Source organism: Enterobacter sp. SECR19-1250, assembly GCF_013391025.1.
GTDB lineage: Bacteria > Pseudomonadota > Gammaproteobacteria > Enterobacterales > Enterobacteriaceae > Enterobacter > Enterobacter cloacae.
Genome location: NZ_JACASJ010000008.1, coordinates 1 through 25462, shown reverse-complemented (window position 1 = coordinate 25462; position 25462 = coordinate 1). Strand labels below are relative to the sequence as shown.

General features: G+C 54.9%; 23 protein-coding genes and 1 tRNA gene. 6 read left to right on the top strand and 18 right to left on the bottom strand.

Features of this window, described 5'->3' with window-relative positions:
* Positions 1-4: 4 nt before the first annotated feature.
* The 7 genes from rffC to trxA form a co-directional block, all read right to left on the bottom strand.
* Positions 5-682 (bottom strand): dTDP-4-amino-4,6-dideoxy-D-galactose acyltransferase, encoded by a 678-nt coding sequence (gene rffC / locus HX884_RS03630; RefSeq protein ID WP_139936939.1) that lies wholly within the window; start codon positions 680-682, stop codon positions 5-7.
* On the bottom strand, positions 679-1941 hold the full coding sequence (gene wecC / locus HX884_RS03625) for a UDP-N-acetyl-D-mannosamine dehydrogenase (protein ID WP_178327658.1): 1263 nt from the start codon (positions 1939-1941) through the stop codon (positions 679-681). The genes rffC and wecC overlap by 4 nt, the downstream gene beginning before the upstream one ends.
* Complete coding sequence (wecB, locus tag HX884_RS03620) at positions 1938-3068, bottom strand: non-hydrolyzing UDP-N-acetylglucosamine 2-epimerase (RefSeq protein ID WP_028028026.1); 1131 nt, start codon at positions 3066-3068, stop codon at positions 1938-1940. The genes wecC and wecB overlap by 4 nt, the downstream gene beginning before the upstream one ends.
* A gap of 56 nt (positions 3069-3124) precedes the next feature.
* On the bottom strand, positions 3125-4171 hold the full coding sequence (gene wzzE / locus HX884_RS03615) for an ECA polysaccharide chain length modulation protein (RefSeq protein ID WP_178327657.1): 1047 nt from the start codon (positions 4169-4171) through the stop codon (positions 3125-3127).
* 13 nt (positions 4172-4184) lie between these two features.
* A complete protein-coding gene (wecA, locus tag HX884_RS03610; RefSeq protein WP_014833726.1) occupies positions 4185-5288 on the bottom strand; it encodes a UDP-N-acetylglucosamine--undecaprenyl-phosphate N-acetylglucosaminephosphotransferase in 1104 nt (367 codons plus the stop codon).
* Positions 5289-5530: 242 nt separating this feature from the next.
* Complete coding sequence (gene rho, locus HX884_RS03605; RefSeq protein ID WP_001054528.1) at positions 5531-6790, bottom strand: transcription termination factor Rho; 1260 nt, start codon at positions 6788-6790, stop codon at positions 5531-5533.
* A 340-nt stretch (positions 6791-7130) separates the two neighbouring features.
* Positions 7131-7460 carry a thioredoxin TrxA gene (gene trxA, locus HX884_RS03600; RefSeq protein WP_004386384.1) on the bottom strand — a complete coding sequence of 110 codons (330 nt, stop codon included), beginning with the start codon at positions 7458-7460 and terminating at the stop codon, positions 7131-7133.
* Between the two features lie 144 nt (positions 7461-7604).
* Here trxA and rhlB point away from each other — a divergent pair, with 144 nt between their 5' ends.
* Together rhlB and gppA are read left to right on the top strand one after the other, a co-directional pair.
* Complete coding sequence (gene rhlB / locus HX884_RS03595) at positions 7605-8870, top strand: ATP-dependent RNA helicase RhlB (RefSeq protein WP_058678774.1); 1266 nt, start codon at positions 7605-7607, stop codon at positions 8868-8870.
* A gap of 6 nt (positions 8871-8876) precedes the next feature.
* Positions 8877-10361: a guanosine-5'-triphosphate,3'-diphosphate diphosphatase gene (gene gppA / locus HX884_RS03590; RefSeq protein WP_178327656.1), complete on the top strand. Its 1485-nt coding sequence runs from the start codon at positions 8877-8879 to the stop codon at positions 10359-10361.
* A gap of 51 nt (positions 10362-10412) precedes the next feature.
* Here gppA and rep read toward each other — a convergent pair whose 3' ends face one another.
* The gene (gene rep / locus HX884_RS03585) at positions 10413-12437 is read right to left on the bottom strand and encodes a DNA helicase Rep (protein WP_178327655.1); all 2025 of its coding nucleotides are present in this window, start codon (positions 12435-12437) and stop codon (positions 10413-10415) included.
* A gap of 85 nt (positions 12438-12522) precedes the next feature.
* On the opposite strand from rep, the gene ppiC reads away from it, so the two are divergent.
* Positions 12523-12804: a peptidylprolyl isomerase PpiC gene (ppiC, locus tag HX884_RS03580; protein WP_013099282.1), complete on the top strand. Its 282-nt coding sequence runs from the start codon at positions 12523-12525 to the stop codon at positions 12802-12804.
* 85 nt (positions 12805-12889) lie between these two features.
* Here ppiC and ilvC read toward each other — a convergent pair whose 3' ends face one another.
* On the bottom strand, positions 12890-14365 hold the full coding sequence (ilvC, locus tag HX884_RS03575; protein ID WP_178327654.1) for a ketol-acid reductoisomerase: 1476 nt from the start codon (positions 14363-14365) through the stop codon (positions 12890-12892).
* Between the two features lie 152 nt (positions 14366-14517).
* Here ilvC and ilvY point away from each other — a divergent pair, with 152 nt between their 5' ends.
* Positions 14518-15408, top strand: coding sequence for an HTH-type transcriptional activator IlvY (ilvY, locus tag HX884_RS03570; RefSeq protein ID WP_013099284.1), 891 nt, complete (start codon positions 14518-14520; stop codon positions 15406-15408).
* A 45-nt stretch (positions 15409-15453) separates the two neighbouring features.
* Here ilvY and ilvA read toward each other — a convergent pair whose 3' ends face one another.
* The 7 genes from ilvA to ilvL form a co-directional block, all read right to left on the bottom strand.
* Complete coding sequence (gene ilvA, locus HX884_RS03565; protein ID WP_014833732.1) at positions 15454-16998, bottom strand: threonine ammonia-lyase, biosynthetic; 1545 nt, start codon at positions 16996-16998, stop codon at positions 15454-15456.
* 2 nt (positions 16999-17000) lie between these two features.
* Positions 17001-18851, bottom strand: a complete 1851-nt coding sequence (gene ilvD, locus HX884_RS03560; RefSeq protein WP_013099286.1) for a dihydroxy-acid dehydratase — start codon at positions 18849-18851, stop codon at positions 17001-17003.
* 60 nt (positions 18852-18911) lie between these two features.
* Positions 18912-19841, bottom strand: coding sequence for a branched-chain-amino-acid transaminase (gene ilvE / locus HX884_RS03555; protein WP_013099287.1), 930 nt, complete (start codon positions 19839-19841; stop codon positions 18912-18914).
* A gap of 18 nt (positions 19842-19859) precedes the next feature.
* Positions 19860-20123, bottom strand: a complete 264-nt coding sequence (ilvM, locus tag HX884_RS03550; protein WP_003860184.1) for an acetolactate synthase 2 small subunit — start codon at positions 20121-20123, stop codon at positions 19860-19862.
* A complete protein-coding gene (gene ilvG, locus HX884_RS03545) occupies positions 20120-21766 on the bottom strand; it encodes an acetolactate synthase 2 catalytic subunit (protein WP_023620832.1) in 1647 nt (548 codons plus the stop codon). Before ilvG ends, ilvM begins: the two co-directional genes overlap by 4 nt.
* A 2-nt stretch (positions 21767-21768) precedes the next feature.
* On the bottom strand, positions 21769-21819 hold the full coding sequence (ilvX, locus tag HX884_RS03540; RefSeq protein ID WP_102046757.1) for a peptide IlvX: 51 nt from the start codon (positions 21817-21819) through the stop codon (positions 21769-21771).
* An 86-nt stretch (positions 21820-21905) separates the two neighbouring features.
* Positions 21906-22004, bottom strand: a complete 99-nt coding sequence (gene ilvL, locus HX884_RS03535) for an ilv operon leader peptide (protein ID WP_023620831.1) — start codon at positions 22002-22004, stop codon at positions 21906-21908.
* A 342-nt stretch (positions 22005-22346) separates the two neighbouring features.
* Here ilvL and HX884_RS03530 point away from each other — a divergent pair, with 342 nt between their 5' ends.
* The gene (locus tag HX884_RS03530) at positions 22347-23867 is read left to right on the top strand and encodes a YifB family Mg chelatase-like AAA ATPase (RefSeq protein ID WP_058650627.1); all 1521 of its coding nucleotides are present in this window, start codon (positions 22347-22349) and stop codon (positions 23865-23867) included.
* Between the two features lie 32 nt (positions 23868-23899).
* On the opposite strand, the gene HX884_RS03525 is transcribed toward HX884_RS03530, so the two are convergent.
* Positions 23900-24238, bottom strand: a complete 339-nt coding sequence (locus HX884_RS03525; RefSeq protein ID WP_013099290.1) for a DUF413 domain-containing protein — start codon at positions 24236-24238, stop codon at positions 23900-23902.
* Positions 24239-24356: 118 nt separating this feature from the next.
* On the opposite strand from HX884_RS03525, the gene hdfR reads away from it, so the two are divergent.
* Positions 24357-25178, top strand: coding sequence for an HTH-type transcriptional regulator HdfR (gene hdfR / locus HX884_RS03520; RefSeq protein WP_020685959.1), 822 nt, complete (start codon positions 24357-24359; stop codon positions 25176-25178).
* Between the two features lie 102 nt (positions 25179-25280).
* On the opposite strand, the gene HX884_RS03515 is transcribed toward hdfR, so the two are convergent.
* A tRNA-Trp gene (locus tag HX884_RS03515) sits at positions 25281-25356 on the bottom strand.
* Positions 25357-25462 lie beyond the last annotated feature (106 nt).

Here is a 25462-nt window from a genome sequence, read left to right as displayed (position 1 = left end):
CTTGTCACCTGTATAACCAGTAGGCGGTGGCGTCGATGTTGGCACCACTCGCAATATAACGTTTAAGCGCAGCGGTGTTGCCCATCTGGGTTGCCACCCGCAGCGTCGAGACCTGTTGCTGCTGCGCCCAGTGTAGCGCCGCCTGCATGAGTTTCTCGCCCATACCCCGGCCGGCTAATAAGCCGATACGCGCCTCGCGCTCGTTGAGCTTGCGAAGCGAAACAAAACCCTGGATCTGGCCGTCCGCCGCGCGGAACACCAGACAAACATGATCGAACGTCCCTTTTACCGCATTCTCAATCCACTGGGCATAGAAACGTCCGCTGTCCTCAGGTGCATACCAGGGGGCACGAAAGCGGCTGCGGGCAAACGCCTTCGCTGCCATTTCGCGCAGCACCGGGATATCCTGCTCAGCGGCAACTTCCGCGCCTGGCGCCTCATGCCGGGTTAGCGTAATGGCAAGATCCACTTCGCCTTCCACCAGCTGAAAACCGTGTTGCTGAAGCGCATCAAGCAGGTCGGCGCGGTCCGCCGGGATCTTCGCCTGTACCCGCTGCCAGACGCGAAAGTCGGCGTCAGTCAGTGCCGGTGCAGTTTCGCGCAAACGCAGAATGGCTGAAGGCAGGCCAAAAAAATGGCTCTCCCACTCAAGGGACTCAAGCATCCCGTTCAGGTTGCTCAACGCCAGACACCTTTGGTATCAACAATGTAACGCTGCTGTACGGCATCAGCGGGGGTCGCTTTAAACTCTTTATGATCCACCAGCAGCACCAGTACGTCCGCCGTGGCCAGCGCGTCATCCAGCGCGGTAAGCGTGCAGTTCCCCGCCAGTTTTGCCGGCAGTTCATGAATATTCGGCTCGACTACCAGCGTTTCGCCCGTGTGCCATTGGGCAATCATCTCAGCAATTTCCATCGCCGGGCTTTCGCGCAGATCGTCGATGTTAGGTTTGAACGCCAGGCCAAAGCAGGCAATTTTCAGTTCGCTGGCCCGTTTGCCACTGTCAGCCAGACAATCTGCCACCGTGGTTTTAACCTGGTTGAGAACCCAGTGTGGCTTGCTGTCGTTAACTTCACGCGCGGTGCGGATCAGGCGTGCCTGATCGGGGTTTTGCGCCACGATAAACCATGGATCGACGGCGATACAGTGACCGCCTACGCCCGGGCCTGGCTGCAGAATGTTAACGCGCGGATGACGATTCGCCAGGCTGATTAATTCCCAGACGTTAATCCCCTGATCGGCACAAATGAGCGACAGTTCGTTGGCAAAAGCGATGTTCACGTCGCGGAAGCTGTTTTCCGTCAGTTTGCACATTTCTGCGGTACGGGAGTTCGTCACCACGCATTCGCCTTCGAGGAAAATCTTGTACAGCGCGCTGGCACGAGCGGAACAAACAGGCGTCATCCCGCCAATCACGCGGTCATTTTTAATCAGTTCGACCATCACCTGCCCCGGCAGCACGCGCTCCGGACAGTAGGCGATATTGATATCGGCCTGCTCTCCCGCCTGCTGCGGGAAGCTTAAATCCGGCCGGGCTTCTGCCAGCCACTGTGCCATCTGCTCGGTTGCGCCAACCGGAGAAGTGGACTCCAGGATCACCAGCGCCCCTTTCTTGAGCACAGGTGCAATAGATTTCGCAGCGGCCTCTACGTAGACCATGTCGGGTTCATGGTCGCCTTTGAATGGCGTCGGCACAGCAATGAGATAAGCATCGGCTTCAACCGGCGTGGTACTGGCGCGCAGGAATCCCCCATCAACGGCCTCTTTGACCACGCGGTCGAGATCGGGCTCCACAATATGGATTTCGCCACGGTTAATGGTTTCCACCGCGCGCGCATTGATATCCACGCCTACAACCTGTTTTTGACGAGAGGCAAATGCTGCCGCAGTAGGCAAGCCAATATAGCCAAGACCAATGACAGAGATGGTAGTAAAACTCATAGCGATACCCGATTGTGTTTAAGTGCATGCAAAATACGGCCACAAGCCAGCCCATCACCGTACGGGTTATGGGCCCGGCTCATCGCCTGATACGCTTCTTCGTCGTGCAGCAGGTGTGTCACTTCATCGACGATACGCTGCTTATCCGTGCCGACCAGACGCACCGTGCCCGCTTTTACCGCCTCCGGGCGCTCGGTGGTTTCACGCATTACCAGCACCGGCTTGCCGAGTGAAGGTGCTTCTTCCTGAATACCGCCTGAATCGGTGAGGATCAGCCAGGCATGATTCATAAGCCAGACAAACGGCATGTAGTCCTGCGGCTCAATCAGAAGGACATTTTCAACATGTCCCAGAATGCGGTTGACCGGCTCGCTGACGTTAGGGTTGAGATGCACCGGATAGACAATCTGCACATCTTCGTTTTGCGCGGCGATTTCAGCCAGCGCATGACAGATTTGCTCGAAACCCCGGCCAAAGCTTTCACGACGGTGGCCGGTGACCAGAATGGTTTTTTTGCCGTTGTTCAGGAACGGGTAGCGCGCAGCGAGTTCTGCCTGAAGTTCGTTGTTAGCCAGCACACGGTCACGCACCCAAATCAGGGCATCAATAACCGTATTGCCGGTCACAAAGATTTTTTTGTCGGCAATATTTTCACGCAGCAGGTTCTGGCGCGAATTTTCGGTGGGTGCAAAGTGGTACATCGCCAGGTGCCCGGTAAGCGTGCGGTTGGCTTCTTCCGGCCACGGCGAATAAAGGTTGCCGGTGCGCAGGCCCGCTTCAACGTGGCCGACAGGAATACGTTGATAAAACGCTGCCAGACTGGTTGCCACAGTAGTGGTGGTGTCGCCATGCACCAGCACGACATCAGGCTTAAAGGATTCCAGAATGGGCTTTAACTCTTGCAAGATACGGCAGGTAATCTCCGTTAATCCCTGCCCCGGCTTCATTATATTGAGGTCGTAGTCCGGGACGATGGAAAAGAGCGTTAAAACTTGATCGAGCATCTCCCGGTGTTGCGCCGTGACGCACACTTTCGCTTCAATATCAGGATCGCTGGCCAGCGCATGCACCAGAGGCGCCATCTTGATGGCCTCCGGCCTGGTGCCAAATACGGTAAGTACTTTCACATCGATTCTCTTCGATTAGGCGATGAAGGCCGTAGCCTTCATCGTAGACGGCGTTCTTAATTTGTGCGACGACGTATTAACGCCACGCCAGCGCCCGTCAGTGCGCCTACAATCCCCCACATGATCATCAGGAATGCACGACGCGGACTATCGCGTTTTACAGGTTCTTCAGGCGTTCGCAAATAACGATAGGTCTGAAAACGCGGGTCCAGCGTTGGACCAACATTCAGGGTGGTGAGCATGGCGCGGTTTTGATCGTAGTCGAGGTCAAAATCAGGGCCAACGGCCTGCAGGTTTTCCAGACGAGCCTGCAGCATTGGACGACCAAGCAGGAACATTTCAGAATCAGGCAGTTCATCCGCCGGAACGTCCGTTTCGCTGCGAGAAATATTGTGCTGTTCCGCAATTTTGAGTGCCTGTTCAATGTTATGAACACGGCGGGAGAATATGGCTTTAGCCACCTCTTCCTGACGTTTTACCTGCGCTTTCATCTGGATGGTACGGGCCGCCCAGGCGCCTTTGAGTTCTTCATTAAGATGACTTGCGGCGCGCTGGCTGGCAAAAGCGACATACTGGCGCAACAGGTTATTGGCATCCGGCGCCGTCTCTGCAATCAGTTTGACGCTGTCATTAACATTACGCAGCGCATCGCCCGGCATAAATTGAATGTTGTTAATCAGGTCATCCAGCAGCGCGGCATCGGCTTTGCTGTTGCCCACCATGCGTTGCTTGTAATAATCCGTCTGGCTCCAGAAATCACGACGCGTGTCCCAGGAGGCCAGCTGCATGACAAACTCTTTATACGCCTCATCCATAACGGTAGCCTGATCGGGCGTCGCCAGATTCGCCTTGATATCCAGGTTGCGCAGGAACTGCTGCTGGGAATAAAACCCACCGAGCATGTTAACCGTTGGTCTGTCTGTAATTGCCGTGGCGCTCCACTCCTGCTTTGCAAAGAAAGTGTAGGCCAGCGCTAACAGTGCGAACCCCAGCGCGATCCCCGCAATCCAAAGTTTGCCTGCCCATAACACGCGAAACAAACCCCGAATATCCAGTTCATTCTCAGTTACCACTGATTTCGCTCCCGCCAACGGTTGAGTCATCATAGTCCCGGTTTTACTTAGTTAATGTTGTGTTTTTGTCATTGTTACGACGCATCCTGCGTTTCAGACGTTTAATGAATCGCGCCACTTTCCATGCGCGCTTAATGCAGTAGCCGTACAGGAAAAATGCTAGCAAGAATAATACCAACATTACCCATTCAGGAATGAAATGAGCATATTCTGCGGCAACGCCAATCGCGGCCAGAATAGCGGCGGCAAGGGTAATCAGGACAAACGCCTGACGGGAAGTAAAGCCCGCACGCATGATGAGATGATGAATATGCTGGCGATCGGGAGAGAAAGGACTCATCCCTTTACGCAGACGGCGATACATAATCGCCACCATATCCATTAACGGAATGGCGATAATCCACAGCGCGGTTACCGGGCTAATCGGGTGAGTTTTACCCTGCGTAGTTTCGAGCAAAATCCAGATAACGGTAAAACCGATTAGCGTACTGCCGGCGTCACCCATAAAGACTTTATAGCGACGCCCCAGCGCACCGAGATTAAGGAGAATATAAGGCAGGATGGCGGCAATCATGGCAAAACACCACATTGACAGACTGTACTGACCATCAAACCAGAGAATGATGCCGATTGCGGCAAACGAAACCGATGACAATCCGCCAAGCAGACCGTCAATACCATCCACCATGTTGAAAGCGTTAATCGCCGCCCAGACGGCAAAAAGCGTCAGGAAGAAGCCAAATGGACCCAGGACTAACTCCCATGGGCCAAAGACATAGCCGAGGCTTCTCAGGTAAAGTCCGCCGACGACCATCATAATCACGCCAATCGCCGCCTGAACGGTGGCGCGGATTTTCACCGCGATATCGAATCGGTCATCCAGTGCCCCGACAAGGACCAGGACACCCGCACAGGCAAGATAAAGTGCTGCGTGTGGAATATAATAATCCGCAATGCCAAATGTGAAACAAATGCCAGCGTAAACAGAAATCCCTCCAACCAGAGGAATAAGTCCCTGATGACGTTTACGGAAATTGGGCTTATCCACCAACCCTATTCTTTTTGCCACCTTACGCGCGATGAACAAAAAACAGGTTGTGAATAAAAAAATACTGATCAGCTCAGTAACGGCGGTGAGTAGATTCACAATGGATTGCTCTCAACAAATGTTAGTCCCGGAAGTATAACCATGAAGCCTCCGCCTCAGAAGTATTAAAGGTGGCTTCTTACAACTCCCTTTGTATATTTTTCAATCAATTATTTCTTTGACTGTACAAACGGTCCTATTGTCGCACCGACCGGTCAAAATTGGGAGTGTGTGGTAATAGCGTATAGTCCATAAAAGAAAAACGCCACGTAAAAACGTGGCGTTCACTGGCTTTATTTGCGTTACGAGCGCTTCATCATGTCGAAGAAATCGTCGTTGGTTTTGGTCATCGCCAGTTTGTTAATGAGGAATTCCATTGCATCGATTTCACCCATTGGGTGGATAATTTTGCGCAGGATCCACATTTTCTGCAGCTCTTCCTGAGTGGTGAGCAGCTCTTCCTTACGGGTACCGGAACGGTTGTAGTCGATAGCCGGGAAGACACGTTTTTCTGCAATCTTACGAGAGAGGTGCAGTTCCATGTTACCTGTCCCTTTAAACTCTTCGTAGATCACTTCGTCCATTTTAGAGCCGGTATCGATCAGCGCCGTCGCGATGATGGTCAGGCTACCGCCCTCTTCCACATTACGTGCAGCACCGAAGAAGCGCTTCGGACGATGCAGGGCGTTGGCATCCACACCACCGGTCAGTACTTTACCGGAAGCCGGAACCACGGTGTTGTAGGCACGCGCCAGACGGGTGATAGAGTCGAGCAGAATGATAACGTCTTTCTTGTGCTCAACCAGGCGTTTCGCCTTCTCAATAACCATTTCCGCAACCTGAACGTGACGGGATGCCGGTTCGTCAAAGGTCGACGCCACAACTTCACCTTTCACCAGACGCTGCATCTCGGTCACTTCTTCCGGACGTTCGTCAATCAGCAGTACCATCAGCACACAGTCAGGGTGGTTATAGGCAATGCTCTGCGCGATGTTCTGCAGCAGCATGGTTTTACCCGCTTTTGGCGGTGCCACAATCAGACCACGTTGACCACGACCAATTGGCGAAGCCAGATCCAGCACGCGCGCGGTTAAGTCTTCGGTAGAACCGTTACCACGCTCCATACGCAGACGAGAGTTCGCATGCAGCGGCGTTAAGTTCTCGAAGAGGATCTTATTACGCGAGTTTTCCGGTTTGTCATAGTTAACTTCGTTAACTTTCAACAGCGCAAAGTAGCGTTCACCCTCTTTTGGAGGACGAATCTTACCTGAAATGGTGTCACCAGTGCGGAGGTTGAAACGGCGGATTTGGCTGGGGGATACGTAGATGTCGTCAGGGCCGGCGAGGTAGGAGCTGTCTGCAGAGCGGAGGAAACCAAATCCGTCTTGCAATATCTCCAGCACACCGTCGCCAAAGATATCTTCGCCACTCTTAGCGTGCTGCTTCAGGATGGCGAAAATGATGTCCTGCTTGCGCATACGAGCCTGGTTTTCCAGTCCCATATTTTCGCCGAGAGTGATCAGCTCAGAAACCGGCGTATTCTTTAATTCGGTAAGATTCATAATGGTGTGGGTTCTTAAACTCGGGGTGATTCTCGAACTTAATGTTGTGAATGGTATGGCAGGGTCATCCATGCCTGTTTAGCGGCCATCAACTCATGTCTGTTCGCTGTCTGGTCACAGGGAAAGAACGCAGATCTGAAACGACAAGACGGATTGAGTGACAAGCCCGGAATTTAGCCACTTCACGCACTGTTTATGTTAACAACGGGAAGTTTCGGGTAAAACAAGATTCAAACAACAAGATATGTTTAAAACGAAGTCATAGCTAACTTAGCACGACTTAAGCCGGGCGTCCAGAGTTGCACATCATTTTGGCCTCTGGACGCGCAGCGGAGAAACCTTACGCCAGGTTAGCGTCGAGGAACTCTTTCAGTTGACCTTTGGACAGTGCGCCCACTTTGGTCGCCGCCACTTCGCCGTTTTTAAACAGCAACAGGGTCGGGATGCCACGGATGCCGTATTTTGGCGCGGTACCCGGGTTCTGGTCGATGTTCAGCTTGGCAACAGTCAGTTTGCCCTGATATTCGTCAGCGATCTCATCCAGAATCGGGGCGATCATTTTGCAAGGACCACACCATTCAGCCCAGAAATCGACGAGGGTCAGCCCGTCAGCCTTAAGTACGTCCGTGTCAAAACTGTCGTCAGTCAGGTGAATAATTTTATCGCTCATATATAACTCCACAGGAATAAGCCTGGTGCGTTGGTTTCGCCTTCATCAACGACGTGTTGATGTCGCATTAACCAACTAAAGGTTGACTTTATTTCACCGGATACGCTTTCGTAAAGCAATAGTAAGCTGATATTCTACCACACTATGAGCAAAACACATTTAACAGAACAGAAGTTTTCCGACTTCGCCCTGCACCCAAAAGTGATTGAATCCCTTGAAAATAAAGGGTTTCATAACTGCACGCCCATTCAGGCTCTCGCCCTGCCGCTGACGCTGGCCGGTCGTGACGTAGCAGGGCAGGCGCAAACCGGTACTGGCAAAACGATGGCGTTTTTAACGTCAACGTTTCATTATTTACTTTCTCATCCAGCGATTGCAGACCGCAAAGTTAACCAGCCGCGCGCGCTTATCATGGCTCCGACGCGAGAACTGGCGGTACAGATCCACGCAGACGCTGAACCTCTGACGCAGGCGACCGGCCTGAAGATTGGCCTGGCTTACGGCGGCGATGGCTACGATAAGCAGCTGAAAGTGCTGGAAAGCGGCGTGGATATCCTGATCGGTACCACTGGCCGTCTTATCGATTATGCAAAACAGAATCACATTAACCTCGGCGCAATCCAGGTTGTGGTGCTGGATGAAGCCGACCGCATGTACGATCTGGGCTTCATCAAAGACATCCGCTGGCTGTTCCGTCGCATGCCGCCGGCGAACCAGCGTCTGAACATGCTGTTCTCCGCTACCCTTTCTTATCGCGTACGCGAGCTGGCGTTCGAGCAGATGAACAACGCCGAATACGTGGAAGTGGAGCCGGAGCAGAAAACAGGTCACCGCATTAAAGAAGAGCTCTTCTATCCTTCCAATGAAGAGAAAATGCGCCTGCTGCAAACGCTGATCGAAGAAGAGTGGCCAGATCGCGCCATTATCTTCGCGAACACCAAACACCGCTGTGAAGATATCTGGGGCCATCTGGCTGCAGATGGTCACCGTGTGGGTCTGCTGACCGGCGATGTGGCACAGAAAAAACGCCTGCGTATTCTCGACGAATTTACCCGTGGCGATCTCGATATTCTGGTCGCAACCGACGTGGCCGCGCGTGGTCTGCACATTCCCGCCGTCACGCACGTCTTCAATTATGACCTGCCGGATGACTGCGAAGACTACGTACACCGCATTGGTCGTACCGGTCGCGCAGGTGCAAGCGGTCACTCCATTAGCCTTGCGTGTGAAGAATATGCGCTGAATCTCCCGGCGATTGAGGCCTACATTGGTCACTCTATTCCACAGAGTAAATACAATCCGGATGCGCTGTTAAGCGAACTGCCGCCGCCTAAGCGCCTTACCCGCGCCCGCTCCGGCAATGGCCCGCGTCGTTCTGGCGCACCGCGTAATCGTCGTCGTTCAGGTTAAGAAAATATGCTCAGCTCCACCTCGCTTTATGCGGCAATTGATCTCGGTTCGAATAGTTTTCATATGCTGGTTGTGCGCGAGGTGGCGGGAAGCATACAAACGCTGACGCGCATTAAGCGCAAGGTCCGCCTCGCGGCGGGCCTGAGCAGCGATAATTATCTCTCTCCCGAAGCCATGGAACGTGGCTGGCAGTGTCTGCGTCTCTTTGCCGAACGCCTGCAGGATATTCCCCATTCGCAAATTACCGTTGTCGCCACCGCGACGCTGCGCCTGGCAGTCAATGCCGTGGATTTTATTGCCAAAGCGCAGGAAATTCTCGGGTGCCCGGTTCAGGTTATCAGCGGTGAAGAAGAAGCACGTCTGATCTATCAGGGTGTTGCGCACACGACGGGCGGCGACGATCGCCGTCTGGTCGTCGATATCGGGGGTGCCAGCACCGAGCTCGTCACCGGCACGGGCGCGCAGGCGACTTCGCTCTTCAGCCTGTCGATGGGCTGTGTGACCTGGCTTGAGCGCTACTTTGCCGATCGAAATCTGGGTAAAGAGAACTTCGACGAAGCGGAAAATGCTGCCCGCGAGGTGTTACGTCCGGTAATGGACGAACTGCGCTATCACGGCTGGAAAGTTTGCGTGGGTGCGTCAGGTACCGTGCAGGCGTTGCAGGAAATCATGATGGCCCAGGGGATGGACGAGCGGATCACGCTTACCAAGCTCCAGCAGTTAAAACAGCGCGCGATTCAATGTGGTCGCCTGGAAGAGCTGGAAATAGAAGGCCTGACGCTGGAACGCGCGCTGGTCTTCCCGAGCGGCCTGGCCATTTTGATCGCCATTTTTACCGAGCTGAACATCCAGTGTATGACGCTGGCCGGTGGTGCGCTGCGTGAAGGGCTGGTCTACGGAATGCTGCATCTTTCGGTTGATCAGGACATCCGCACCCGAACCCTGCGTAACGTACAGCGTCGCTTTATTGTCGATACCGATCAAGCGCAACGGGTAGGTCAGTTGGCATCACTGTTTGCCGATCAGGTAAAAAACAGCTGGGATATTGACCCGTTAAGCCGCGATTTGCTGCTAAGTGCCTGCGCGCTGCATGAAATTGGGCTGAGCGTCGAGTATAAGCAGGCGCCGCTGCACGCAGCCTGGCTGGTGCGTAATCTCGATCTGCCGGGCTACACGCCGGCACAAAAGAAACTGCTGGCAACGTTACTGCTGAACCAGACCAACGCCGTTGACCTCTCCTCGTTACATCAGCAAAACGCCGTGCCGCCGCGCGTGGCCGAGCATCTGTGCCGCCTGCTGCGTCTGGCAATTCTGTTTGCCAGCCGACGTCGCGATGATTTGCTGCCCAATATTCATCTGGTGGCGGATGACGAAAGACTGTCTCTGACGCTGCCGGAAAACTGGATTGTTAATCACCCGCTTGGGGCAGAGATGATTGAGCAGGAGTGCCAGTGGCAGAGCTATGTCCACTGGGCGCTTGAAGTGAAGTAACACGCTGTGCATTGCCGGGCGGCGGCTTCGCCTGACCCGGCCTGCAAATTCTTATCCCTTCTCTTTGGCTTTAGCCAGCATGGCGCGAATGTTGGCGACGTTAGCCTGACCTTTGTGCATTCGTTCTTCAGCGGTAATCACCTTGCGCTCCTGCTCCCAGATCAGGTCATCCTGCGGCAACTCCAGCAGGAAACGGCTCGGCTCAGGGCGAACCAGTTCCCCATACTGACGGCGCTCTTTACACAGCGTGAACGTTAATTCTTTCTGTGCGCGGGTAATGCCCACGTAGGCCAAACGACGCTCTTCATCGACGTTATCTTCATCGATGCTGCTCTGGTGCGGCAGTAAGCCCTCTTCCATGCCGACCAGGTAGACATACGGAAACTCCAGCCCTTTAGACGCATGCAACGTCATCAGCTGAACCTGATCGGCTTCCTCTTCGCTCTCACCGCGCTCCATCATATCGCGTAGCGTAAAGCGGGTAACGACCTGGGTCAGGGTCATCGGCTCGTCGATTTCTGAGCCTTCCAGCATTTCCGTCATCCAGCTGGATAGCTGGTTAACGTTTTTCATCCGCATCTCTGCCGCCTTCGGGCTGGCAGAGGTTTCATACAGCCAGGACTCATAGTCGATGCCGTGGATCAGATCGCGAACGGCAGCAACCGGTTCGCGCTCCGCCAGACGCTGGACTTCGCCAAGCCAGTGGGTAAAGCGGGTTAAGGAATCATAACCGCGCCCGGTTAACGTCTGGCTCAGCCCCATATCGAAGCTGGCGGTGAACAGGCTTTTGTTGCGCGTCATCGCCCATTCACCGAGCTTTTGCAGCGTCGCCGGGCCGATTTCACGTTTCGGCGTGTTCACGATACGCAGAAAGGCGCTGTCGTCATCCGGGTTGGTGAGTACACGAAGATAGGCCAGCAGATCTTTGATTTCAGGGCGCGAGAAGAAGGAGGTTCCGCCGGAAATTTTGTAGGGGATGCGGTTCTGCATCAGCATCTTTTCAAAGACGCGCGACTGGTGGTTGCCGCGATAGAGGATCGCGTAATCTTTATATTCCGTTTTATTGACGAAGTGGTGCGCAATCAGCTCGCCCGTCACGCGCTCCGCTTCATGCTCTTCATTATTGGCACTGAGCACTTTGAGCTCCGTGCCATAGCCAAGTTCCGAGAAAAGGCGTTTTTCGAAGACGTGCGGGTTATTGGCAATCAGGATATTTGCCGCTTTCAGGATACGCCCGGATGAGCGGTAGTTCTGTTCCAGCTTGATCACCTGCAGCGCCGGAAAATCTTTGCTCAGCAGCACCAGGTTTTGTGGGCGCGCACCACGCCAGGAGTAGATTGACTGGTCGTCATCGCCTACCACGGTGAAACGCGCGCGCTGTCCCACCAGCAGCTTCACCAGCTCATACTGGCTGGTGTTGGTGTCCTGGTATTCATCCACCAGCAGATAGCGGATTTTGTTCTGCCAGCGTTCACGCACCTCTTCATTACGCTGCAACAGCAGCGTGGGCAGCAGGATCAGATCGTCAAAATCCAACACGTTACACGCTTTCATATGTGCATCGTACAGACCGTAGCAGTGAGCGAAGATCCGATCCCGCTCACCTTTGGCGCTCGCCGCCGCCTGAGCGGGGGTCATCAGATCGTTTTTCCAGTTGGAGATCGTCGAGATCAGCTGCTGCAACAGCACTTTGTCATCTTCGATCAGCCCCTCGGTAAGCTCTTTAAGCAATGCCACCTGATCGGTGTCGTCGAAGAGCGAGAAGTTAGACTTCATCCCCAGCGCCGCGTATTCACGTTTGATGATATCCAGCCCCAGCGTGTGGAACGTGGAGATCATCAGGCCTCGCGCCTCTTTACGCCCCAGCGTCTGGCCGACACGCTCTTTCATTTCGCGCGCCGCTTTGTTGGTAAAGGTCACCGCAGCGATATGCCGGGCCTGATAGCCGCAGCCGCGGATCAGGTGGGCGATTTTGTTCGTGATCACACGCGTTTTGCCGGAGCCAGCCCCCGCCAGCACCAGACACGGTCCGGTGACAAATTCGACAGCTTGTTGTTGTCCGGGGTTTAAACGCATAAATGATCACTCAATGAAAGTCAGGAGGGGAGAATAACAGCGTGGTAGTATAGCGAGCCTAATCCATACCACTCAAGGCACGATCATGGCAAAAACGGCAGCAGCACTGCATATCCTTGTTAAAGAAGAGAAACTGGCTCTGGATCTTCTGGAACAGCTCAAAAACGGCGCCGACTTCGGCAAGCTGGCGAAGAAGCACTCCATTTGCCCATCAGGCAAACGCGGCGGTGACTTAGGGGAATTCCGTCAGGGTCAGATGGTTCCGGCGTTCGACAAAGTTGTCTTCTCCTGCCCGGTACTGGAGCCGACTGGCCCACTGCATACGCAGTTCGGCTATCACGTGATCAAGGTCTTGTATCGCAAATAAAAAGCCGGGTAGCGGCTGCGCCTTACCCGGCCTACGTCTTAGCGTTTTGTAGGTCGGGTAAGCGAAGCGTCACCCGACAAGGTTGTTAACCCGCTACCGCGATACGTTTCATATCAGTCATGTAGCCACGCAGTTTGTGACCTACTTTCTCGATCTGGTGGCTGCGAATCGCTTCGTTCACATCGCGCAGTTGCGCGTTATCTACCGCACCTTCCGCAATGGCTTTGCCCAGATCGCCCGGTTGCAGGGCGGTCATGAACTCTTTCAGCAGCGGTACGCATGCATAAGAGAACAGGTAGTTGCCGTACTCAGCGGTATCGGAGATAACCACGTTCATTTCGTACAGACGCTTACGGGCGATGGTGTTCGCGATCAGCGGCAGCTCGTGCAGTGATTCGTAGTACGCAGACTCTTCGATGATGCCGGAATCCACCATGGTTTCGAACGCCAGCTCAACACCCGCTTTTACCATCGCGATCATCAGTACGCCTTTGTCGAAGTACTCTTGCTCGCCGATTTTACCTTCATACTGTGGCGCAGTTTCGAACGCGGTCTTACCGGTCTCTTCACGCCAGGTCAGCAGTTTCTTATCATCATTCGCCCAGTCAGCCATCATGCCGGAAGAGAACTCGCCGGAGATGATGTCGTCCATATGTTTCTGGAACAGCGGCGCCATGATGGTTTTCAGCTGTTCGGACAGCGCGAAAGCACGCAGTTTCGCCGGGTTGGACAGACGATCCATCATCAGCGTGATACCGCCCTGCTTCAGCGCTTCGGTGATGGTTTCCCAGCCGAACTGAATCAGTTTTTCTGCGTATGCCGGGTCGGTACCCTCTTCCACCAGCTTATCGAAGCACAGCAGTGAACCGGCCTGCAGCATGCCGCACAGAATGGTCTGCTCGCCCATCAGGTCAGATTTCACTTCAGCCACGAAGGAAGATTCCAGAACGCCCGCACGGTGGCCACCGGTAGCCGCTGCCCATGCTTTGGCGATCGCCATCCCTTCGCCTTTCGGATCGTTTTCCGGGTGAACCGCAATCAGCGTCGGCACGCCGAAACCACGCTTGTACTCTTCACGGACTTCTGTACCCGGACACTTCGGAGCCACCATCACTACGGTGATGTCTTTACGGATCTGCTCGCCCACTTCAACGATGTTGAAGCCGTGAGAGTAACCCAGCGCCGCGCCGTCTTTCATCAGCGGCTGAACGGAGCGCACAACATCAGAGTGCTGTTTGTCTGGCGTCAGGTTAACAACCAGATCCGCCTGCGGGATCAGCTCTTCGTAGGTACCCACTTTGAAGCCGTTTTCGGTCGCTTTACGCCAGGAAGCGCGTTTTTCAGCAATTGCTTCTTTGCGCAGGGCGTAAGAGATATCCAGCCCGGAGTCACGCATGTTCAGGCCCTGGTTCAGACCCTGCGCGCCACAGCCGACGATGACCACTTTTTTACCCTGAAGGTAGCTCGCGCCATCAGCAAATTCATCGCGCGCCATGAAGCGGCATTTGCCCAGCTGCGCCAGCTGCTGGCGCAAGTTCAGTGTATTAAAGTAGTTAGCCATGGGTGATACCTCGTGATGTTGTGTGTCTTATTGTTCGGTTCGCGTTTCAGCGAGAATGTACCCACATTACAACAGGAAATTCATTGCGGAAATTGATATATTCACAACGTCACGTTGCAATATCTGCAATGTAAAAAGGGGGAGTGGAATCCGTGGATTTACGCGATCTGAAAATGTTCCTGCATCTGGCGGAAAGCCGCCATTTTGGCCGTAGCGCCCGGGCTATGCACGTCAGCCCGTCCACGCTTTCGCGCCAGATCCAGCGCCTTGAAGAGGACCTCGGCCAGCCGCTGTTTGTGCGGGATAATCGCACCGTTACACTCACGGAAGCGGGCGAAGAGCTGCGGGTCTTTGCTCAGCAGACGTTGCTGCAGTATCAGCAGCTACGACACGCCATCGATCAGAAAGGGCCGTCTTTATCCGGCGAGCTACATATTTTCTGTTCCGTAACGGCCGCCTATAGCCATCTTCCCCCTATCCTTGACCGCTTCCGCGCGGAGCATCCCTCGGTTGAAATTAAGCTCACCACCGGCGATGCCGCGGATGCTATGGAAAAAGTCGTCACAGGCGAAGCCGATCTGGCCATTGCCGGGAAGCCCGAAACCCTGCCGGGCGCGGTGGCGTTCTCCATGCTGGAGAATCTGGCGGTGGTGCTGATCGCCCCGGCGCTACCCTGCCCGGTGCGTAATCAGGTGTCGGTGGAAAAGCCGGACTGGTCATCGGTGCCGTTTATCATGGCCGATCAGGGTCCGGTGCGACGCCGTATCGAACTCTGGTTCCGTCGTCAGAAAATCAGTAATCCGTCGATTTACGCGACGGTGGGTGGACACGAGGCGATGGTCTCAATGGTGGCGCTTGGCTGCGGCGTGGCGCTGCTGCCGGAAGTGGTGCTGGAAAACAGCCCGGAACCGGTGCGCAATCGCGTGATGATTCTGGAGCGCAGCGACGAAAAGACGCCGTTCGAGCTTGGCGTGTGTGCACAAAAAAAGCGGCTGCATGAGCCGCTTATTGATGCGTTCTGGAAGATATTGCCGAACCATTAAAGTCGGGTGGCGCTACGCTTACCCGACCTATACGCAGACCTCCCCTTAGCCCGCGAGGAAGAAGCGGAACGCCGGGTTGTGGGTTTCATCATGGCACTCATAGCCCAGCTCGTTCAGACGCGTTTCGAAATCCGGCTCGTGCTCGGCCAGTTCAAACGCGGCCAGCACGCGGCCATAGTCGGTGCCGTGGCTGCGGTAGTGGAACAGCGAGATGTTCCAGTGCGTGCCCAGCGTATGCAGGAACTTCAGCAACGCGCCCGGGGATTCCGGGAATTCAAAGCTGTAAAGACGTTCTTTAAGCGGCTTCGACGGACGACCACCGACCATATAACGCACGTGCAGCTTCGCCATCTCATCGTCAGAGAGATCGACCACGCTGTAGCCGCCTTCGTGCAGCAGGTTGAGGATCTCTTTGCGCTCTTCCAGACCGCGGCTTAAACGCACGCCGACAAAAATACAGGCGTCTTTCGCATCGGCAAAACGGTAGTTGAACTCCGTTACCGAACGGCCGCCAAGCAGCTGACAGAACTTCAGGAAGCTGCCCTTCTCTTCCGGAATGGTCACCGCCAGCAGGGCCTCACGCTGCTCACCCAGCTCGCAGCGTTCAGAAACGTAACGCAGACCATGGAAGTTGACGTTAGCGCCCGAGAGCACGTGCGCCAGGCGCTCGCCGCGAATGTTGTGCTGGGCGATGTATTTTTTCATTCCAGCCAATGCCAGCGCGCCGGACGGTTCCGCCACCGCACGCACATCCTCGAAGAGATCTTTCATCGCCGCACAGATCGCATCGCTGTCGACGGTGACGATGTCGTCAAGATACTCCTGGCACAGACGGAAGGTTTCGTCGCCAATACGTTTCACCGCCACGCCTTCGGCAAACAGCCCAACGCGCGGAAGATCGACCGGATGACCCGCATCCAGCGCGGCCTTCAGGCAGGCTGAATCTTCCGCTTCCACGGCAATCACTTTGATCTGCGGCATCAGCTGTTTGATCAGCACCGCCACGCCTGCGGCTAAGCCACCGCCGCCCACCGGAACAAAAACGCGGTCAAGATGGGCATCCTGCTGCAGCAGTTCCAGCGCCAGGGTACCTTGTCCTGCAATCACCATCGGATGATCGAACGGCGGTACCCAGGTAAAGCCCTGCTGCTGCGCCAGCTCGATCGCTTTGGCTTTTGCTTCGTCAAAGTTAGCGCCGTGGAGCAGCACTTCGCCGCCGAAACCACGCACCGCATCCACTTTGATATCCGCCGTGGCAACCGGCATCACGATCAGCGCTTTCAACCCCAAACGGGCAGACGAGAACGCCACACCCTGCGCGTGGTTGCCCGCCGACGCGGTAATCACGCCGCGTGCTTTTTGCTCGTCGGTCAACCCGGCCATCATCGCGTAGGCCCCGCGCAGCTTGAAGCTGTGCACCGGCTGACGGTCTTCGCGCTTCACCAGAATCACGTTGTCGAGGCGCGAAGAGAGTTTTTCCATTTTCTGCAGCGGGGTGACCTGCACCGCTTCATAGACCGGCGCGCGTAGCACTGCCCGGAGATATTCCGCCCCCTCAGGGGCGGCGGATAAGGGTTGTGACTCGGCCATCATTAGCCCCCAAGTTTCGATTTATCGCGTACCGCGCCTTTGTCTGCACTGGTCGCAAGGCTCGCGTAAGCGCGCAGGGCGAAGGAGACTTCACGCTGGCGGTCCTTCGGCGTCCAGGCTTTATCGCCGCGCGCTTCCTGTGCTTCACGCCGAGCCGCGATCTCCTGATCGCTCAGCTTGAGCTGGATCCCGCGATTCGGAATGTCGATTTCGATCAGGTCACCGTCTTCGATGATCGCAATGTTGCCGCCGCTCGCTGCTTCCGGTGATACGTGGCCGATGGAGAGGCCGGACGTACCGCCCGAGAAACGTCCGTCGGTGATCAACGCACAGGCTTTACCAAGGCCCATCGATTTCAGGAAGGTGGTTGGGTAGAGCATCTCCTGCATGCCTGGACCGCCTTTCGGCCCTTCGTAACGGATGACTACCACGTCGCCTTCCACAACTTTGCCGCCCAGGATGGCGTCTACCGCCTCGTCCTGGCTTTCGTACACTTTGGCCGGGCCGGTGAATTTCAGGATGCTGTCATCCACGCCCGCGGTTTTTACGATACAGCCGTTTTCCGCAAAGTTGCCGTACAGCACGGCCAGACCGCCGTCTTTGCTGTAGGCGTGCTCCAGCGAACGGATGCAGCCTTCGGCGCGGTCATCATCCAGGGTGTCCCAGCGACAATCCTGGGAGAAGGCCTGCGTGGTACGAATACCGGCCGGACCCGCGCGGAACATGTTTTTCACCGCCTCATCCTGAGTCAGCATCACGTCATACTTATCCAGCGTCTGCGGCAATGTCAGACCGAGAACGTTCTTCACATCGCGGTTCAGCAGCCCGGCGCGATCCAGCTCGCCAAGAATACCGATGACGCCACCCGCACGGTGTACGTCTTCCATGTGGTATTTCTGGGTGCTTGGCGCGACTTTACACAGTTGCGGCACTTTGCGGGACAGCTTATCGATATCGCTCATGGTGAAGTCGATTTCCGCTTCCTGCGCCGCAGCCAGCAGGTGCAAAACGGTGTTAGTAGAACCGCCCATGGCGATATCCAGCGTCATGGCATTTTCGAACGCCGCCTTGCTGGCGATGTTGCGCGGCAGCGCGCTGGCATCGTCCTGCTCGTAGTAACGTTTGGTCAGTTCAACAATGCGCTTACCGGCGTTGAGGAACAACGCTTTACGGTCAGCGTGCGTCGCCAGCAGCGAACCGTTGCCCGGCTGAGAGAGGCCCAGTGCTTCGGTCAGACAGTTCATGGAGTTGGCGGTGAACATCCCGGAACAGGAGCCGCAGGTTGGGCACGCGGAGCGTTCCACCTGGTTGCTCTGCTCGTCAGACACTTTTGGATCCGCGCCCTGGATCATCGCATCGACCAGGTCGAGCTTGATGATTTTGTCAGAAAGCTTGGTCTTGCCCGCTTCCATAGGACCACCGGAGACGAAAATTACCGGAATGTTCAGACGCAGGGAAGCCATCAGCATCCCCGGGGTGATTTTGTCGCAGTTGGAGATACAGACCATGGCATCCGCACAGTGAGCGTTAACCATATATTCCACCGAGTCGGCAATCAGCTCGCGCGACGGCAGTGAATAGAGCATGCCCCCGTGCCCCATCGCGATACCGTCATCCACCGCAATGGTGTTGAATTCTTTCGCCACACCGCCCGCAGCTTCAATTTGCTCAGCAACCAGTTTGCCGAGATCGCGCAGGTGCACATGGCCCGGCACAAACTGGGTGAAGGAGTTCACCACGGCGATAATAGGTTTACCGAAATCAGCGTCGGTCATCCCGGTGGCGCGCCACAGTGCGCGGGCACCCGCCATGTTACGGCCGTGGGTGGTGGTGGCGGAACGATACTTAGGCATGCTTTATTTACTCCCGTCTGACTATTAAATGGGACGGTGCGTGCCGTCCCATATTTATGCTTATTGATTAACCTGATCCAACCAGCCGTATTTATCTTCTGTTTCGCCGGTGAAGAGGCCAAAGAAGGCTTGCTGAATGCGTTTGGTAACCGGGCCACAGCGGCCTGCGCCCACCTGAATACCGTCTACACTGCGAACCGGCGTGATCTCAGCCGCCGTACCGGACATAAAGACTTCATCGGCCAGATACAGAGATTCGCGGGACAGAACCTGTTCACGCACTTCGATACCCAGATCTTTCGCCAGCTTAATGATGGCGTCACGGGTAATACCCGGCAGGGCTGAAGAGGTAAACGGCGGGGTGAACAGGATACCGTCTTTCACTTCAAACAGGTTCTCACCTGCACCTTCAGAGATATAACCGTTCACATCCAGCGCGATGCCTTCCTGGTAGCCGTGGCGGCGCGCTTCGCTGCCGACCAACAGTGAGGAGAGGTAGTTACCGCCCGCCTTGGCCGCAGTTGGGATGGTATTAGGCGCCACGCGGTTCCAGGACGAGACCATTGCGTCGATCCCCTGCTCCAGCGCTTCTGCACCCAGGTACGCCCCCCACGGGAACGCAGCAATGATCACGTCTGTGGTGTAACCGGCTGGCGGGTTTACGCCCATGCCCACGTCACCCACGAAGACCAGCGGACGAATATAGGCGCTGGTCAGGTTGTTCTTACGAATCACCTCGCGGCAGGCTTCCATCAGCTCATCAACGCTCTGAGAAACCGGGAAACGATAAATTTTGGCTGAGTCATGCAGACGCTGCATATGTTCACGATGACGGAACACCACTGGCCCTTTGTGAGAGTCGTAGCAACGGATGCCTTCAAACACAGACGTACCGTAGTGCAGCGCATGGGACATTACGTGGACCTTCGCGTCCTCCCAACGAACCATCTCACCATTGAACCAAATGTAATCAGCTTTTTTTGTCGTCATTTTCTCTTCCTGTCACGCTCAGGCGCGGATTTGTTGTGATGTGGTTGTGCTCTGGCAAATGGCAACATGGGCAACATCCACCAGCTTTGATAACTGACTAAACAGTAAGTCGACCGGGCGCGGGCTGGCAACGGTTAATTCGATACTGATATTTTGGGCGTCAGTGGCCGTCTCCATATTCATAGAGCAAATCTGAAAGCCACGATGACGGACCACGCGCAAAACGCGTTCTAATGTCTCTGGATTGAAGCGAGCCTGAACGGCGACCTGATGTTGCATCATGATAATTTCTCCAGCATTTGTGAGTTACTGGCACCTGGCGGTACCAACGGCCAGACGTTCTCAAGCTCGTCGATTGAGACATGAAGCAGGTAAGGCCCTTCGCTTGACAGCATGGTGTCGAGTGCCGCTTCAACCTGGTCTTTACGGGTGATGTGCTGTCCAGGAATGCCAAAGGCGCTGGCCAGAGTGAGGAAATCGGGGTTATCAGTCAGGGTGGTTTCGCTGTAGCGCTCCTCGAAGAACAGCTGCTGCCACTGGCGCACCATCCCTAAACGCTGGTTATCAAGCAACACGATCTTCAGCGGCAATTGTTTACGCTTAACGGTGCCCAACTCCTGAACGTTCATCATGAAGGAGCCGTCACCGGAGATACAGATGACCGTATCGTTTGGACGGGCAACCTGAGCACCCACCGCGGCAGGCAGGCCGAAGCCCATCGTGCCTAATCCGCTGGAGGTGATGAAGTTTTCCGGGCGGGTGTAGGTCATGTGCTGCGCAGACCACATCTGGTGCTGGCCGACATCGGTCGTCACTACGCTGTCTGCCGGTTTACGGTCAGACAACTGCTTCAACAGCAGCGGCGCATAGATGGCCTCACCCGGATGGTCGTAACGCCAGGCGTGCTCGGCACGCATTTCAGCCGTGTGCTGGCGCCACTCGCCGATATTCAAAGGCTGCTGTAACGCCGGCAGCAGCGTGTTGAGATCGCCCTGCAGCGCAACATGCGCCTGACGCAGCTTGTTCATTTCCGCCGGGTCGATATCCATATGGATAACTTTGGCGTTTGGCGCGAAGGTATTCAGCTTGCCGGTCACGCGATCGTCAAAACGGGCACCGACGGCAATCAGCAAATCACACTCCTGCACCGCCAGGTTTGCCGCTTTGGTGCCGTGCATCCCCAGCATGCCCAGGTAGTATGGGTAGTCAGCATCCACTGCGCCCAACCCTTTCAGCGTGCAGGTGGCAGGCATTTGCGTTACCGCGATAAATTCGCGCAGGGCCGGAACTGCCTGTGCCATGCCAACGCCGCCGCCGACGTACAGCATCGGCTGGGCTGCCTGCGCCAGCATCCGACGCGCCTCTTCGACTTCCGCATGCGGGAACGCGTCGTCACTTTCAACGGTGGAGAAGTGCGGTTCCAGCTCGCCGAGTGCGACCTGAATATCTTTCGGGATATCCACCAGAACCGGGCCAGGACGGCCAGAGCTGGCAATACGGAACGCTTCCGCCATCACGCCTGGCAGTTCTTCGAGGGACTGCACGAGGAAGCTGTGTTTGGTGCAGGCCAGCGACAAGCCGAGCACATCGACTTCCTGGAAGGCATCGGTACCGATGAAGGGTGAGGCCACCTGGCCGGTGATCGCCACCACGGGAACGGAATCGAGCAGCGCGTCAGCCAGACCGGTGATCAGGTTTGTGGCGCCCGGTCCAGACGTTGCCATGCAGACGCCCGTTTTACCGGTGGCACGTGCATAGCCAATGGCCGCCATGGCTGCGCCCTGCTCGTGTCGGCACAAGAGGTGTTCCACGCCGCCGTCATACAGTGCATCGTAAATCGGCATAATTGCGCCTCCCGGATAACCAAAGACGGTTTCGACTCCCTGTGCGCGCAACGCATGTACTACCCACTGTGCCCCATTCATAGTTAGTTCCCCGTCATAAATCGGGAGAAACAGAATTTTGTGCTATTTGTCATTCTCTGCTCCTCGTTTAAGTTTTTTAGTCATAAAAAAACCCCCGGACCTTTCGGTGCGGGGGTCTTAGTTCGTTAAGGCTTGATTTCTAAGCCTTTCCTCGTCCAAGTGCAGCCCCGCACGGTGGGATAATAATCACCACCACGCTAATCACGACCAGGCTAATCACTAGTAGAAGGGCTGTCATTTTCGGTTCTTTGTGCATCTTGTTCGAAGGAATGCCTAAAGAGTTATCACAGTTATCAAACCAAACACAAGATTTATTTATGACGGATTTGATTAGCAGGCAAATCATATTCCTGAAAAGCTTTGTTTTATATAAGGAAATTAGATAGTGAATATTTTTCATTTTTTTTGGCGTGTTTTAGCGCTATGCCGCGTTCCGTTCTTCTCTTTGCGAGATGACTTCCGAATGAGTGAAATAGTTACACTATGTCGCTAAAAAGCAGGAATGAGCGTCGTAAATCAGCCAACTGACGCTCAACAGGCAAAATCAATACTGACATAGTGAATCACTGAGGAGGTGCTTATGTCACTGTCAGTTGTTTACACGCGCGCGGCTATCGGAGTAAAGGCACCGCTTATTTCTGTGGAGGTTCATCTGAGTAATGGGCTCCCTGGGCTAACGCTTGTCGGCTTGCCAGAAACCACGGTCAAAGAAGCCAGAGATCGGGTTCGCAGCGCAATTATCAATAGCGGTTATACCTTCCCCGCCAAGAAGATCACGATCAACCTTGCTCCCGCAGATCTGCCCAAGGAGGGCGGACGATACGATTTACCTATCGCTATTGCGCTTCTCGCAGCCTCTGAGCAGCTCAACACTGCGAGGCTAGGCTCGTACGAGTTCATTGGCGAACTGGCGCTTACAGGCGCGTTAAGAGGCGTTCCTGGCGCCATCTCAGGTGCGCTGGAAGCCATTCATGCCGGTCGACAAATTATTGTAGCCAATGAAAATGCCTCAGAAGTGAGCCTGATTGCCGAGAAAGGATGCCTGGTCGCGGGGCATTTACAGGAAGTCTGCGCGCACCTTGAAGGCCAACATACGCTCTCCGAGCCAGAGGAAACCGGAGATATCCTGCCTGAAAGCCCGGACGACCTCAGCGATATTATCGGGCAGGAGCAGGGGAAGCGGGCACTGGAGATCACCGCAGCCGGAGGACATAACCTGTTGCTGATTGGCCCGCCGGGAACAGGGAAAACCATGCTGGCGAGCAGGCTGAACGGGTTATTGCCACCACTCAATAATCATGAGGCACTTGAAAGCGCAGCGATATTTAGCCTGGTGAGCTCTGCATCATTGCAAAAACAGTGGCGACGACGCCCTTTTCGCTCTCCCCATCACAGTGCCTCCCTGACGGCCATGGTCGGAGGGGGCTCCATTCCGGGGCCGGGAGAGATCTCGCTGGCACACAATGGCATCCTGTTCCTTGATGAACTGCCTGAGTTTGAACGCCGCGTACTGGATGCCCTGCGGGAACCTATCGAATCTGGCGAGATCCATATCTCCCGCACGCGCGCCAAAATAAGCTACCCGGCACAGTTCCAGCTGGTTGCCGCCATGAACCCCAGCCCATCAGGCCATTATCAGGGAAATCATAATCGCTGCACGCCTGAGCAGACGCTGCGCTATCTGGGGAAGCTGTCAGGCCCTTTCCTCGATCGTTTTGATTTATCCCTGGAGATCCCATTACCGCCCCCTGGTTTGCTCAGCCAGACAACGATACGCGGTGAGAGCACAGCGAAGGTTCGCGAACGGGTTATCGCCTCACAGGCCCGACAGTACGCTCGTCAACATAAGCTGAATGCGCGTCTGGATAATGCTGAGATTCGGCAGTTTTGCCATCTTAAGGCTGAGGATGCCTGCTGGCTTGAAGAGACATTGACGCGATTTGGGCTCTCGATCCGTGCATGGCAGCGCCTGCTGAAAGTGGCTCGCACTATTGCCGATGTGGAAGGAGACCCAGAGATTGAAAGACACCATCTGCAGGAAGCGCTGAGCTATCGCGCCATAGATCGGTTGTTGCTGCACTTGCAAAAATTACTGGCATAAAAAAAGGAGCCGAAGCTCCTTTTCTCATCAACTTAGTCGTCAGACTCGGTGTAGTCTTCAGCACCTTCCATCTGCGGCTTACCGCCAGACAGCGTATGGAAACGCTTTGGACGCTTGATGCGTGCCATATACTTGATCCATACACGTTCTGCTTCAGACTGCGGCTCACGCTCACCGCGACAAACAGCAACAAACTGTTTTTCGTCTTCAGTCGCAGGCTCACGTTTACCCAGATCCAGCTCGTTAAAGGCATAACCATGACGCTCAAGCAATTGCGCCTCTTTGATGGTGAAATCGCCGTGACGAGAGAACCCGCGTGGATAATTTTTATTGTCGAAAAAACGATTAGTCGTCGTAAAGCTTTCCGCCATCCTACACGCTCCTAATTCTTTGGCCGAGCTATTTATGGCGCGGAGTATTAGTTACGCTTGACAGAGTGTAAAACAAAACATTTAAATCATAACGACAAATAATTTTGTGGAGAAAGATGTGGATACGGAATTGCTAAAAACTTTCCTTGAAGTAAGCAGGACACGCCACTTCGGGCGAGCAGCTGAAGCCCTCTATCTGACGCAGTCAGCGGTCAGTTTTCGTATTCGACAGCTGGAAAATCAATTGGGTGTGAATCTATTTACCCGTCACCGCAACAATATCCGCTTAACGCCGGCCGGTGAGAAACTGCTCCCGTATGCAGAAACGTTGATGAATACCTGGCAGGCGGCCCGTAAAGAGGTGGCTCATACGTCCAGGCACAATGAGTTCTCGATCGGGGCCAGCGCCTCCCTGTGGGAATGTATGCTCAGCCAGTGGCTTTCGCGGTTATACCATTCGCATGGGCATTTGCAATTTGAGGCCAGAATTGCGCAACGGCAGTCGCTGGTTAAGCAACTTCACGAGCGCCAGCTTGATCTGCTGATCACCACTGAAGCCCCCAAGATGGACGAATTTAGCAGCCAGATTGTTGGGCAGTTTGGTCTGGCTCTGTATGCGTCTGAGCCTGCGATGATGAAGTCCGATCTAACCTATCTGCGGCTTGAATGGGGCCCCGATTTTCAACAGCATGAAACCGGTTTGATCGCCCCTGACGATGTTCCACAGCTAACAACCAGCTCAGCGGAGATCGCCTGCCAACAGCTTTCCTTGCTAAAGGGCTGCACGTGGTTACCCGTTTGCTGGGCAGACAGTAAACCGGGACTCCATACCGTACTGGATTCCACTACGCTTTCCAGGCCGCTGTATGCAATCTGGTTGCAGAACAGCGATAAGCAATCGCAGATAAAAGATCTATTAAAAATCAATATTATGGAATGATTTACCAGCCAGCATAATGGCTGGCTGCAGTTTTTGATTAGGAAGGGATTTTGGCCGTGTTGAAGGCAAAAAAAATCCTTTGCCGAAACAAAGGATTCTATATGGCAGGGGCGGAGAGACTCGAACTCGCGACACCCGGTTTTGGAGACCGGTGCTCTACCAACTGAGCTACGCCCCTAAAGTTTTTTGCCATTAAGCCTGCTGATAAGGCAGGCTTAATGTCTTAATAAGTGGCGGAACGGACGGGACTCGAACCCGCGACCCCCTGCGTGACAGGCAGGTAT

Excerpts from the sequence above, each read along its gene's own strand:
- wecC (WP_178327658.1), bottom strand. The coding sequence starts at position 1,941 with ATGAGTTTTACTACCATCTCTGTCATTGGTCTTGGCTATATTGGCTTG.
- wzzE (WP_178327657.1), bottom strand. The coding sequence starts at position 4,171 with ATGACTCAACCGTTGGCGGGAGCGAAATCAGTGGTAACTGAGAATGAA.
- rho (WP_001054528.1), bottom strand. The coding sequence starts at position 6,790 with ATGAATCTTACCGAATTAAAGAATACGCCGGTTTCTGAGCTGATCACT.
- trxA (WP_004386384.1), bottom strand. The coding sequence starts at position 7,460 with ATGAGCGATAAAATTATTCACCTGACTGACGACAGTTTTGACACGGAC.
- rhlB (WP_058678774.1), top strand. The coding sequence starts at position 7,605 with ATGAGCAAAACACATTTAACAGAACAGAAGTTTTCCGACTTCGCCCTG.
- gppA (WP_178327656.1), top strand. The coding sequence starts at position 8,877 with ATGCTCAGCTCCACCTCGCTTTATGCGGCAATTGATCTCGGTTCGAAT.
- rep (WP_178327655.1), bottom strand. The coding sequence starts at position 12,437 with ATGCGTTTAAACCCCGGACAACAACAAGCTGTCGAATTTGTCACCGGA.
- ppiC (WP_013099282.1), top strand. The coding sequence starts at position 12,523 with ATGGCAAAAACGGCAGCAGCACTGCATATCCTTGTTAAAGAAGAGAAA.
- ilvC (WP_178327654.1), bottom strand. The coding sequence starts at position 14,365 with ATGGCTAACTACTTTAATACACTGAACTTGCGCCAGCAGCTGGCGCAG.
- ilvA (WP_014833732.1), bottom strand. The coding sequence starts at position 16,998 with ATGGCCGAGTCACAACCCTTATCCGCCGCCCCTGAGGGGGCGGAATAT.
- ilvD (WP_013099286.1), bottom strand. The coding sequence starts at position 18,851 with ATGCCTAAGTATCGTTCCGCCACCACCACCCACGGCCGTAACATGGCG.
- ilvE (WP_013099287.1), bottom strand. The coding sequence starts at position 19,841 with ATGACGACAAAAAAAGCTGATTACATTTGGTTCAATGGTGAGATGGTT.
- ilvM (WP_003860184.1), bottom strand. The coding sequence starts at position 20,123 with ATGATGCAACATCAGGTCGCCGTTCAGGCTCGCTTCAATCCAGAGACA.
- ilvG (WP_023620832.1), bottom strand. The coding sequence starts at position 21,766 with ATGAATGGGGCACAGTGGGTAGTACATGCGTTGCGCGCACAGGGAGTC.
- ilvL (WP_023620831.1), bottom strand. The coding sequence starts at position 22,004 with ATGACAGCCCTTCTACTAGTGATTAGCCTGGTCGTGATTAGCGTGGTG.
- HX884_RS03530 (WP_058650627.1), top strand. The coding sequence starts at position 22,347 with ATGTCACTGTCAGTTGTTTACACGCGCGCGGCTATCGGAGTAAAGGCA.
- HX884_RS03525 (WP_013099290.1), bottom strand. The coding sequence starts at position 24,238 with ATGGCGGAAAGCTTTACGACGACTAATCGTTTTTTCGACAATAAAAAT.